10 protein-coding genes are annotated in these 12040 nt (G+C 74.7%); 9 read left to right on the forward strand and 1 reads right to left on the reverse strand.

What is annotated here, in order from left to right:
* The first annotated feature begins 1 nt into the window (after window position 1).
* The 6 genes from CKY47_RS10585 to CKY47_RS10610 all read left to right on the forward strand — a co-directional run bounded on the left by CKY47_RS10585 (window position 2) and on the right by CKY47_RS10610 (window position 6636).
* Window positions 2–2107 (forward strand): AAA family ATPase, encoded by a 2106-nt coding sequence (locus tag CKY47_RS10585; RefSeq protein WP_306745514.1) that lies wholly within the window; start codon window positions 2–4, stop codon window positions 2105–2107.
* Window positions 2108–2137: 30 nt separating this feature from the next.
* Complete coding sequence (locus CKY47_RS10590) at window positions 2138–3835, forward strand: eCIS core domain-containing protein (protein ID WP_306745515.1); 1698 nt, start codon at window positions 2138–2140, stop codon at window positions 3833–3835.
* A gap of 192 nt (window positions 3836–4027) precedes the next feature.
* Entirely contained in the window at window positions 4028–5545 is a 1518-nt protein-coding gene (locus CKY47_RS10595) for a phage tail sheath family protein (RefSeq protein WP_306745516.1), read from the forward strand.
* 28 nt (window positions 5546–5573) lie between these two features.
* Window positions 5574–6017: a phage tail protein gene (locus tag CKY47_RS10600; protein ID WP_306745517.1), complete on the forward strand. Its 444-nt coding sequence runs from the start codon at window positions 5574–5576 to the stop codon at window positions 6015–6017.
* Window positions 6017–6481: a hypothetical protein gene (locus tag CKY47_RS10605; protein ID WP_306745518.1), complete on the forward strand. Its 465-nt coding sequence runs from the start codon at window positions 6017–6019 to the stop codon at window positions 6479–6481. The genes CKY47_RS10600 and CKY47_RS10605 overlap by 1 nt, the downstream gene beginning before the upstream one ends.
* A complete protein-coding gene (locus tag CKY47_RS10610) occupies window positions 6478–6636 on the forward strand; it encodes a DUF6760 family protein (protein ID WP_306745519.1) in 159 nt (52 codons plus the stop codon). Before CKY47_RS10605 ends, CKY47_RS10610 begins: the two co-directional genes overlap by 4 nt.
* A 2010-nt stretch (window positions 6637–8646) precedes the next feature.
* On the opposite strand, the gene CKY47_RS10615 is transcribed toward CKY47_RS10610, so the two are convergent.
* On the reverse strand, window positions 8647–8919 hold the full coding sequence (locus CKY47_RS10615; RefSeq protein ID WP_306745520.1) for a hypothetical protein: 273 nt from the start codon (window positions 8917–8919) through the stop codon (window positions 8647–8649).
* A gap of 151 nt (window positions 8920–9070) precedes the next feature.
* Here CKY47_RS10615 and CKY47_RS10620 point away from each other — a divergent pair, with 151 nt between their 5' ends.
* From CKY47_RS10620 to CKY47_RS10630, 3 genes are read left to right on the forward strand one after another with little or no spacing between them, the layout of a single operon-like run.
* Window positions 9071–9496 (forward strand): phage tail protein, encoded by a 426-nt coding sequence (locus CKY47_RS10620; RefSeq protein WP_306745521.1) that lies wholly within the window; start codon window positions 9071–9073, stop codon window positions 9494–9496.
* A gap of 21 nt (window positions 9497–9517) precedes the next feature.
* Window positions 9518–10222, forward strand: a complete 705-nt coding sequence (locus tag CKY47_RS10625; protein ID WP_306745522.1) for a CIS tube protein — start codon at window positions 9518–9520, stop codon at window positions 10220–10222.
* The gene (locus CKY47_RS10630; protein WP_306745523.1) at window positions 10219–12030 is read left to right on the forward strand and encodes a VgrG-related protein; all 1812 of its coding nucleotides are present in this window, start codon (window positions 10219–10221) and stop codon (window positions 12028–12030) included. Before CKY47_RS10625 ends, CKY47_RS10630 begins: the two co-directional genes overlap by 4 nt.
* The last annotated feature ends 10 nt before the right edge of the window (window positions 12031–12040 follow it).

Raw genomic sequence — 12040 nt, forward strand, 5'->3', positions numbered from 1 at the left:
GATGGACGCAGGGGCGACGGGCGCGGTGGGTGCCGGCCGGGCCCGGGTCGGGACGCGCCCGGCGGACCTCGCGTACCTGTGGGGCCGGCTGGGCGCCGTCGAGCAGCGGGTGCGCCGGGCGGTGGCGGCGCGGGCGGAGGGCGATCCCGCGCCGCACGACCCGTACCGCGGCCTGTACCTCACGGCGGAGGTCGTGCGGCGCGTCCTGGACTCGCCGAGCCGACCGGCCGCACCGCCCGGGGACGACCCGGACCTGGCCGCGCTCGCCGCGCTGACGCCCGGCTCCGAGCCCCGACTGCTGCGGCTGGCCCGGCGGTTCGACCTGGCACCGGTGGACGTGGAGTTCCTGCTGATCGCGCTCGCGCCGGACGTCGACGCCCGGTTCGAGCGGCTCTACGCCTACCTCAACGACGACGTCACCCGCCGGCGCGCGGCGGTCGGGCTGGCGCTGGAGCTGTGCGGCCTGCCCCCGGCGGACCCGGCCCGGTTCCGGTTCGCGCCGTCCGCGCCGCTGGTGGCGGGCGGGCTGGTCGAGGTCGCCGACGGTGGCCTGCCCGCCCTGTCGCGGGTGCTGCGGGTGCCCGACCGGGTCGTCGCGCACCTGCTCGGCGCGGACGAGCCGGACCCGGTGCTCGCCGGCGTGGCCCGGGTCGTGCCGGCGAGCACCGACCCGGGCCCGGACCACCGGCTCGGCGGGGCGCTGCGGGCCGGGCTGTCGACGGTGCACCTGCGCGCGCGCGACGGTGACGGCGGGCGGGTGGCGTGCGACGCGCTGGCCGCCGCCGGGCGGGACGCGGTGGTGCTCGACGCGGCGGCGGTGGCGTCCCCCGGTGCGGCCGGCCCGGGAACGCCCCTGCTCGCGGGGGCGGTCCGGGAGGCCCGGTTGCGGGGTGCGGGCGTGGTGCTCGGGCCGCTGGACGCGCTGGTGCCCGGGCACGTGGGCGTCGTGCGCGACCTCGTCGCCCTCGCCGGCGACGTGCCGCTCCTGCTGCACGGCCGGGGACATTGGGACCCGCACTGGACGGCGGAGCCGGTCGTGTCGGTGGACGTGCCGTCGCCCGACCCCGACCTGCGGGCCCGGCGGTGGGCGGGGGCGCTGGCCGAGGCGACCGGGGCGCCCGCGGACGACTCGCTGGTGGCGGCGCTGTCGGGGTACCGGCTGGGCGTCGACGAGATGACCCGGGCGGTGGCGGTCGCGACGCGGCTGGCCGTGCTGGAGGACCGCCCGGTGCGCCTGGGGCACGTCCGCGCGGGCGTGCGCGCCCAGAACGGCGCGGGGCTGGAGCGGCTGGCCCGCCGCATCACGCCCGCCGTCACGTGGGACGACCTCGTGCTGCCCCCGCCCACCCGCGCGCAGCTCGACGAGCTGGTGGTGCGGGCGCGGCACCGCGACCGCGTGCTGGGGCAGTGGCGGATGCGGCCGGGCGGCGGTCGCGGGCGCGGGGTGGTGGCGCTGTTCGCGGGCGAGTCGGGCACCGGCAAGACGATGTCGGCCGAGGTGGTCGCCGCCGAGATCGGCATGGACCTGTACGTGGTGGACCTGTCGTCGCTGGTGGACAAGTACATCGGAGAGACGGAGAAGAACCTGGAGCGGATCTTCACCGAGGCTGCCGGCGTGCACGGCGTGCTGCTGTTCGACGAGGCGGACGCGGTGTTCGGCAAGCGGTCGGAGGTCAAGGACTCGCACGACAAGCACGCCAACACGGAGTCCGCGTACCTGCTCCAGCGCATGGAGTCCTTCGACGGGATCGCGGTGCTGACCACCAACCTGCGGTCCAACGTGGACGAGGCGTTCACCCGCCGGATCGACGTGGTCGCGGACTTCCCGGTGCCCGACGCCGAACAGCGGACCGCGCTGTGGGACCGCTGCCTGGGCACCGCGATGCCGCGGTCCGACGACCTGGACCTGGCGTTCTGCGCCGACCGCTTCGAACTGGCGGGCGGCTCGATCCGGGCGTGCGCGGTGACCGCCGCCTACCTGGCCGCCGCCGCCGACCGGCCGGTGGCCATGGCGGACGTCGTGACGGCGATCCGGCGGGAGTACCGCAAGCTCGGCCGGCTCGTGCTGGAGAACGAGTTCGGACCGTGGTGGCAGGACCGGCCCTGACCGGACCGGCACAGGACCCTGGAGGAGCACGTGACCCACGCACACCACCACCATCACCACCACGGGTCGGGGCACGACGTCCCCCTGCCGGTGGCGGACCGGCCCGCCGGCGGGGTCGACGAGCTGCTGGACCTCCAGCGCACCGCGGGCAACGCCGCGGTCGCGCGGATGGTCGAGCTGCTCCGGCAGGACGGGGCGGCGGGCGAACCGCCGCCGGTGCGGCGGTCGACGGTGCACGACGTGCTGCGACGGCCCGGCACGCCCCTGGACACCGGCACGCGCGCCGACATGGAGGCACGCCTGGGCGCGGACTTCTCCGGCGTGCGGGTGCACACCGACGCCACGGCGGCCCGCTCGGCGGAGGAGATCGGGGCCCGCGCCTACACCTCGGGCGACCACGTCGTGATCGGCCGGGGCGGCGGGGACCGGCACACCCTGGCCCACGAGCTGACGCACGTGATCCAGCAGCGCCAGGGCGCGGTGTCGGGCACGGACAACGGCGACGGCCTGCGGGTGAGCGACCCGTCGGACCGGTTCGAGCGCGCCGCCGAGGCCAACGCCACCAAGGCGCTGAGCACCCCGGCCCCCGACCCGCGGCACGCGTCCCACGACCACGGCGGTGACCACGGCGGTGGGGGCGGCGGTGAACCGGCCGTACAACGCTCACCGGCGACCTGGCGGGTGTCACCCGAGGTGAACTCGGTGCTGAACGAGCCGTCCACCTGGAACCCGCTGTCCCGCTGGCCGGCGATCGTCGACCGGGTCCGCGCCTACCTCCGCCTGCCCAACACCGACTTCGCCACTCGCGGTCGCCTGATCGCCGAGCTGAGGGTCGCGATGGGCGAGTGGAAGCAGAACCAGGACAACCGCACCTCGACCGACCGCAACCCGGCGCAGACCGCCCGGCGGAGGGCCCTCATCGACGCCCTGTCCCCCCTGCTGGACAACGAGGACCGGGAGGTCGACCACCTGAGGAGGCAGGCCGACGACCCCTCGTACGACCGACCGACCGAGCAGGCGCCACCCGCTCGGGCCTCCGCGGGACCGAGCCGCGCGGCCACCGCGCCGATGGCGATCGGCATCCCCGGCAGGTCCGGGGCGGTCCCCGACGACCAGTCCGACGACGACACCGCGTACGCCCGACAGCCCGCCCGGGCCCCCGGGCTCCCCTACTCGCGGGTGATGCAGCGCTACCAGAACGTGCCGCCGCTGCCGCAGGGCGTCCAGGTCCACGCCCACCTCACCCGGGAGCAGTACCGGACGGGCATCCACAACGACGGCCTGGTGCGCGGTCGCCGCCAAGGCGTCGGCCTGGCGCCCGAGGGGTTCGCCGAGGAGACGGTCGGCCCGCCGGACCGGAACAACATCTACGTGCTGTCGGGCGGCGGGGCGGCGGCATTCGTCTCCCAGGACCTCGGCGGCGACGCCGCGCCGATCGGCGTGGTGAGCGATTCGAACGTCGACTTCATGCAGGACAACAACTACCGCGGCGGGGGTGCGCACATGTACCCGGGTGACGCGCCACCCGTGCGCGACACCCGGCCGGGTGACCTGGGGCCGTTCTCGTTCACCCTGCCCGCGACGCCGCGGACGAGGGCGGGCATCACCGACTTCCTCAACAGGAGGTTGCCGGCGAACGCGCAGCTGACCGAGGCCGAGGCCGTGACGCGGGTGGCGGCGGCGCTGTTCCGCGACCACCCGATGTACCTCGCCGGCTACCTGGACTGATCGCCCTCCCCCGTTCCCCACCGCGCCCCGGCGCCGACTCCGCTCGGCGCCGGGGCGCGCCGCTGTCCGGGATGCCCGTTGGGGCAACGGGAGTGCCCCCGGCGGGGTCCGGCGGTCCTGCCGCCCGGTGCGCCGCCCGGCGAAGCTTGTCCTCACCAGAGCGGAAGAACGCCCGACAGACGAGGAGCGACCATGCCGCAGTACCTCTCCCCCGGCGTGTACGTGGAGGAGGTCCAGACCGGGGCGCGACCGATCGAGGGCGTCGGCACCGCGGTCGCCGCCTTCGTCGGGTTCGCCGAGCACGGCCCCTTCCACCAGCCGACCCTGGTGACCAACTGGAACCAGTACGTGCAGCACTTCGGCGGCTTCACCGAGGGCGCCTACCTGCCGCACGCGGTGTACGGCTACTTCGCCAACGGGGGCGGCGCGGCGTACGTGGTGCGCGTGGGCGGCGCGGCCCGGGACGCGGAGCCGGTGGCGCCGGTGCCCGCGACGCTCGGCGGGCTGCGGATCACCGCGCTGCCGTCGGCCGGAGCGGACGTGAGCGTCGAGGTCGCGGACGCCGACGGCGAGAACCCGCCCGAGGACCGGTTCAAGCTGCTGGTCCGCCAGGGCGACCGGGTGGTGGAGACGTTCGACGTGTCCACGCGCCGCAACCTCAAGAACTACGTCGTGACGCAGGTCGCCGAGCGGTCCAAGCTGATCGCCGTCACCGAGCAGGCCGGCACGGCGCTGAGCAGGCCGGACAAGCAGTCCGTGGTCCTGCCCGCCGCGCCCTCCGACGCGGCGAAGCCCGCGAAGGTCGACGCGAACGAGTACGTCGGCGACGCCGAGGCGCGCACCGGCTTCGGCGGCCTGGAGAACGTCGACGAGGTCACCATGGTCGCGGTGCCCGACCTGATGAGCGCCTACCAGCGCGGCATGATCGACCTGGAGGGCGTGAAGACCGTGCAGAACGCGGTCATCGCGCACTGCGAGCGGATGGGCGACCGGGTCGCCGTGCTGGACGCACCCCCCGGGCTGTCGCCGCAGCGGGTCCGCGCGTGGCGGCGGGACGAGGCCAACCACGACTCCCGGTACGCCGCGCTCTACTACCCCTGGATCACCGTGTTCGACCCGGCGACCGGCCGCAACGCGCTCGTGCCGCCGTCCGGGCACGTGGCGGGCGTGTGGGGGCGCAGCGACGCCGAGCGCGGCGTGCACAAGGCCCCGGCGAACGAGGTCGTCCGCGGTGCCGTCGACCTGGAGACCGCCCTGAGCAAGGGGGAGCAGGACCTGCTGAACCCGGTCGGCGTGAACTGCCTGCGCTCGTTCCCCGGTCGCGGCATCCGGATCTGGGGCGCGCGCACGCTGTCGTCCGACCCGGCGTGGCGCTACCTGAACGTGCGGCGGCTGTTCAACTTCCTGGAGGAGTCGATCCTGATCGGCACCCAGTGGGTGGTGTTCGAACCGAACGACGACCGGCTGTGGGCGGGCATCCGGCGCAACATCACCGCGTTCCTCACCGAGCAGTGGCGCCAGGGCGCGCTGTTCGGCCGCACCCCCGCCGAGGCGTTCTACGTCAAGTGCGACCGGGACAACAACCCGCAGGAGTCGATCGACCTCGGGCAGGTCGTGTGCGAGATCGGCGTGGCGCCGGTCAAGCCCGCCGAGTTCGTGGTCTTCCGGCTCGCCCAGTTCTCCGACAACACGAGCCTCGTCAGCGAGTGACCTCGTCCTCTTGTGAAAGGCGGCAGCCATGGCAGACGGTGATGCCCTCTCCACGCACATCTTCGGCCTCCAGCTCGGCGCGTACGTCGTCGAGTCGCTCCAGGAGGTCAGCGGTGTGACCGTCGAGGAGGACGTGGTCGAGATCTCGCAGGTGACCCCGCAGGGCAAGCCGTTGCTGCGCAAGCAGCCCGGCGCCCGCAAGGGCGGCGAGATCACCGTCACGCGGGGGATGGACAAGAGCAAGGAGTTCACCAAGTGGCTCAAGGAGACCCTGAACAAGGGTGACGTCGAGTCCGCGCGGCAGAACATCACGATCGAGATCATGAACAGCAAGGGCGAGACCGAGCGGCGGCTCAACCTGGTCAACGGGTGGGTCAGCCGGTGGGAGGGCCCGTCGCTGAAGGCGGGCGAGTCCAGCGCCGCGACGGAGAAGGTGACCATCACCTTCGAAGACATCACGCTGGAGGACTGATGCGCCGCCGGGTGATCGGCCTGGACTCGCTGGACGAGCTGGCCGAGGTGAAGAAGTCGCCGGTCGCGGCCGTCGACACCGCCGCCGCTCCGGCGGCGCACACCGAGTTCGAGTTCGAGCTGCCGCGCGGGTACGTCGACGCGGACGGTCGGGTGCACCGGCACGGCCGGATGCGCCTGGCGACCGCGCGGGACGAGCTGAGGCCGCAGATCGACCTGCGGGTCAAGGAGAACCCCGGCTACCTGAGCGTGCTGCTGCTCAGCACGGTCATCACCGAGCTGGGCGAGGTCGACGAGGTGAACGTGGGCGTGGTGGAACGCATGTACGCCACGGACATCGCGTTCCTCCAGGACTTCTACCGGCGGATCAACAGCGAGGGGCACACTCGCGCCGGCGTGTCGTGCCCGTCGTGCGGGAGTGCGTTCGAGGTGGACCTGGCCGGTGGTCGCCTGGGGGAATCGTGACGTACGCGGCCGACCGGCTGCACGAGGAGGTCGCGTACGTGGCCTACCACTTCCACTGGCCGCGCGAGGAGATCCTCGACCTGGAGCACCACGAACGCCTGCGCTGGGTGGCCGAGATCGCGCGGATCAACACGAGGGTGAACGAAGGGGGGTGACCCGATGGGCTTCTGGTCCCGTTTCCGCGGCGGCGCACCACCGGCGGGGCAGGCCGCGCCGACCGCGCGGCGCTCCGCGCCGGACGGCGGCTGGCGCGCGGCCCCGCGCCTGGAGGGCGTGCTCCGGCGCGCGCCGATGGCCGTCACCGACGGCCTGCGCTTCCGCTCCGGCCTGGCCTCCTGGCGGGACCACTCGCTGAGCGGCGAGCTGGGCCACGCGGTCACCCCGACCGCGCCCGCCGGGGTCCTCCACGGTGTCGCCCGACCGACCGGTGTGCCGGGTGAGCACTGGGCCACGCACGCACTGCCCGTGGTGCTCCGACGCGTTGGTACCGGCGACGCTGACACCGACGACGCTGACACCGGCGGAGTCGATGGCCGCGGAGTCACCACCGGTGGAGCCGACAGCGGCGGCAGTGCCGCCGCGCGCGGTGACATCGGCGGCAGGGGCGGCCGAAGCGGGGGCGGCGGGGGCAGTGCCGATGCCACCGGTCGTGCGGTGCTCGGCGACGGGGCGCTGGTCGACGGTGGCGCGGGTCGTGGGAACGGTGCGGTCTTCGCCGCCGCCGCTGCCGATCCGACCGCGACCGCGTCCGACAGCCGTCCGTCCGACAGCCGTCCGTCCGACAGCCGTCCGTCCGGCGGCATCGGTGGTCGGGCGCTCACCGTCGCCCGCGCCCTCGTCCGCCGGAAGAGCCGCGCTCGGACCGGCTCCCCCGCCTGGTACCGAGGCGGACACGGCGGTGGTGCCGGAATCCCGGGCGGTGCCGGGATCGCGGACGGCACCGGGCTTCCGGACCGGTCCGTGAGCCCTGGGCTCGGCGGTGGTACCCCATCCGCGCCCACGCCCGCCCCGGGCACCGGTCCCGCGCCGGCGGATCGGACCGCGATGGTGTCCGGGCGAGCGCTCGACTCCGGCGCAGGACCCGGAGCGAGGACCGCCGTGCCCGCGTTCGACGTCGACCCCGGGTCGGGCGGGGGATCCGCGAAGGGCGGGACCGGCACGGGGAACGGTCCCGGCGGGCCGTCGCCCGCCGGCAGGGGTGCGGCGGGCGACGCCGCACCCCTGCTGGGGAGCGGACCGCTCCGGCTCTCCCGTGCCGTGCAGCTCAAGGCCGTCGGACGTCCGTTGATCGCCGCCCGGCGCGAGGTCACCCCACTGCGGTCGCTCCCGGTCGTGCAGCGCGGTGCACGCGGCACGCGGTCCGCCGATCGGCCCGGATCGGCTCCGCCTCGTGCCGGCGCCTCGTCGGCAGGTACTCCGCCGACGGGTGCTTCGGCGGGTGCTCCGCCGGCGGGTGTGCCGGCGGCGGGTGTGCCGGCGGCGGTCGGCCCCGCCGGACCCGACGGACCCACCGGGGGTGTCGGGCTCACCGCTCCCCTGCTGGGCGAGCCGGCGACCGGGTTGCCGCCCGGCGCGGTGATCATGGCGTCGGACTCGTCGGCACCCACCGCGAGGAGCGCGAGGAGCGCGGACCCGGTCGTCCAGCGCAGGATCACCCGGCCGGGAGCGGCACCCGCGCGGCCGGTGATCGGGATCGGCGCACCCCTGTCCGCGTTGCCGCCCACGGCGTCCGGTGAACCGGTCGCCACCTCCGCCGGCCCGCACGTCCAGCGCCGGATCGACGCACCGGCCACGGACGAGCACCGGGTCCGCGCCGTCCCGGAACCCGCGCGCACTCCCGAACCGACGCGGACACCCGTGCGACCGGGGGAACCGGCCCGTCCGGCGGTCCCGGTGGTCCGGGTGGCCCGCCTGGCGCCGACGGTTCCCCCGCCGGGAGCAACACCGACATCACCGGCACCGGCGGGGGCACCCCCCAGAGCCACTTCCAGGACCGCTCCCCTGATCGCCGACCGCCCGCTGATCCACCCCGCCACGGCACCGACGCCCACCCCCACCGCTCGACCGGTCGTCCCGTTGCGGTACTCGAAACCCGAGAGGGCACCGGCCGTCCAGCGCGCGGCGGGCGGGACGGCGGGTCCGGCGGTCCGGCCCGCGCCGCCCCGTCAGCCCCGCGTCCCGGGTGTCGCGCGGGGCAGCGGGTTGCCGACCAGGTCCGCCCACGCGGCACCGGCGGCCGGGCCGCCGGTCATCCGCCCACCGACCGCCCGGCGAAGCCCCGCCACACCGGTCGTCCAGCGCGCCGACGGGCCGACGCCGCGGCGGGGGACGCACAGCGCCGGCACGACGACGAACGCGGGCACGACCAGTACGAGCACGGGAACGACCGCCACGACCAGCGCGGGCACGACCGGCAGTGGCGGCCGGACCGACGCCACCGACCACGAGCCGCGCGCGCGGAAGGACCTCGACGACCTCGCCCGCCGACTCGTCGACCCCGTGGGCAGGCTGCTCCGCGCCGAACTCCGGCACGGGCGTGAACGAGCCGGGCGGTCGAACGACCTGCGCCGGTAGGAGAGAGGAACCCCCGTGTCCGACTCGATCTTCGCCACCAGCGTGTTCTTCCGGCTCTCGATAGCCGGCAACGACCTCGGCGCGTTCCACACCTGTGACGGCATGGGCGCGCAGATGGAGGTCGAGCAGTTCACCGAGGGCGGCAACAACGGGTTCGCCCACCAGCTCCCCTCGCGGATCACGTGGTCGAACATCACCATGACCCGACCGGTCACCTCCGACAGCGCGAAGGTCGTGAAGTGGCTGAACGACGTGATCAAGCGCGTCGAGCGCAAGGACGGCGAGATCGTCGCCCTCACCCCCGACATGACCCCGATCGCGAGCTGGCAGGTTCAGGGCATCGTCCCGGTCCGCTGGCAGGGCCCGTCGTTCGACCCCGGCGACTCGCAGGCCGCCGTGGAGACCCTCGAATTCGCCCACGAGGGCATCGAAGCGTCCTGAGAGGACTGGGAGGACCGGGAGATGGCCAAGGCAGGAGCGAGTCTGACCCGCGCGCAGCTGGTGGTGATGGAGCCGCCGACGACCGCGGGCGCGAAGCCGGGTGGCCGGTTGGCGACGGTGCGGTTCCAGTTCAACCCGAACTCGCTCGCGCTGACCAAGAACACCGAGTGGCGGCGCACGCCGTCGCGCATGGCGGGCGCCACGTCGCTGCCGGAGTTCGTGGGCAGCGGTCCGCGCACGCTGTCCGTGGAGGTGTTCCTCGACGCCACGGCCACGCACGACGCCTCGGTGGAGAACCGGGTGCAGCAGCTGCTGACGGCGTGCGTGCCGACGAGGGCGAGCCTGGCGAAGAAGAAGCCGGCGAGCCCGTGGGTGCGCTTCGAGTGGGGCACGGCGAAGACCACGTCGTTCGACGGGGTGCTGTCGAACCTGTCGGTGGACTACTCGCTGTTCGACGTGGACGGCACCCCGCTGCGCGCCCGCTGCGCGCTGTCGATCGAGGAGGCCGGGGTCGACACGCCCGGTCAGAACCCGACGTCGGGGTCGCGCGAGGCCCGCCGCGCGCACCGCGTGGTGGCCGGGGACAGCCTGCCGCAGCTGGCGTGGCGCGAGTACGGCGACGCGACGGCGTGGCGGGTGATCGCCGAGGCCAACGACATCGACGACCCGATGGTGCTGGCGCCCGGCACGGAACTGCTGGTGCCCGGGGTGGAGGAGGTCCGATGAGCCAGGTCGGCAGGTCGTTCGCGGCGTCGTTCGCGGTGAAGGCCGGTGGTCTGCCGGAGTCGTGGCAGAACGACCTGGTGGGCTGCGTGGTGGACGAGAACGCGGGTCTGCCCGACGCCGCGGTGCTCACCTACCGCGACCCGCACCACGAGGTGCTGGCGAAGGGCGGCATCACGATCGGCACGAAGGTCGAGGTGTCGGTGACCACGGTGTCGGGCGGCGCGGCGGAGGTGCTGTTCACCGGCGAGGTCACCGCGCTGGAGGTGGACGCGGACTCGACGGGCTCGTTCACCGTCATCCGCGCGATGAACAAGGCGCACCGGCTGTTCCGGGGACGCCGGGTGGCGGCGTTCACCAACGCGACGGTCCGGCAGGTGGTGCGGGAGGTGGTGCGGGCGGCCGGGTTGCGGCCCGGCCGGATCGACGTCCCCGTGGTCACGTACCCGCACCTCAGCCAGCCGGGCATCTCCGACTGGGACTTCCTGCAGCTGCTCGCCCAGGAGCACGGCGCGGTCGTGCGGGTCGACGCGCGGGGGGTGCTGGACTTCGTGCGGCCCGCGGCGGCGGCCGGTGCGCCGAGCCCGGGCACGTCGGCCGACGCGAGCCCGTTCGTGCTCCAGCTCGGCCGCAACCTGATGTCGCTGCGCGCGTCGCTGACCAGCGCGGACCAGGTGGCCGAGGTCGAGGTCCGCGGCTGGAACGTGCGGACCAAGAAGGCGGCGGTGGGGACCTCGCCGGCGATCGCGAGCCGGACCGCGGTGCCGGGCATGCGGCCGGGGGTGGTCACGGCGGCGTTCGGCAAGGCGGCGAAGGCGCTGGTGTTCGACACCCCGTACGGCACGGACGCGGAGGCCAAGGCGGTGGCGAGGTCGCTGGCCGCGGCCGTCAGCGCCGGTTTCGCCGAGATCGAGGCGGTCGCCGAGGGCGAGCCGAAGCTGCGCGCGGGCGTGCCCGTCGCGGTGGGCGGCGCCGGGACCGAGTTCGACGGCAAGTACACGGCGACGTCCGTGCGGCACGAGCTGGACCCCCACCACGGCTACCGCAGCGTCGTCACGGTCAGCACGTCGCCGGACCGGTCCCTGGCCGGGCTGGCGATGGGCGCGAACGCCACCGCCCGGCCGATCCGCATGCCGGGGCTGGCGACCGGCGTCGTGACCGACATCGGGGAGGTCGGCGGCGAGCGCGGCTGGGTGAAGCTGACGTTCCCGTGGCTGGACGACGCGTACGTCACCGACTGGGTGCGCACGGTGCAGCTCGGCGGGGTGCGCGGCGGCGGCGTGTTCAGCCCCGAGGTCAACGACGAGGTGCTGGTGGGCTTCGAGCAGGGCAGCCTGGACCGCCCGTACGTGCTGGGCGGCCTCTACAACGGCGTCGACAAGCCCTCCCGGCACGACGTGCCGCTGGTGGACCCGACGAGCGGGCGCGTCAACCGGCGGTCGCTGGTGTCGCGCACCGGGAACCGGCTCGAACTGCTCGACGGGAGGACCGCGTCGGGCGTGCGGATCGCCAGCGGCGACCAGCGGCTGGAGATCCGGCTCGACGAGCTCACCGGGCAGGTCGCGATCGAGGTCCGCGGCGGCCGGCACGTGTTCGGCGCGATCACCCTGGACCGCCGCGGCATCACCGTCGACGCCAAGCGCGGCGACCTGGTGCTCAAGGGCAACACCGTCTCGGTGGAGGCGACGACCGGCCTGGCGCTCACCGGCGCGGACGTCGCCGTGGAGGGCGTGAGGACCGAGGTCGTCGGCCGCGCCACGGCCGTGGTCAAGGGCGCGGTCCTGCACCTCAACCCCCCGTTCCCCGTCTGAGCACGACGCA

The sequence above is a fragment of the Saccharothrix longispora genome (assembly GCF_030852425.1).
Lineage (GTDB): Bacteria > Actinomycetota > Actinomycetes > Mycobacteriales > Pseudonocardiaceae > Actinosynnema > Actinosynnema longispora.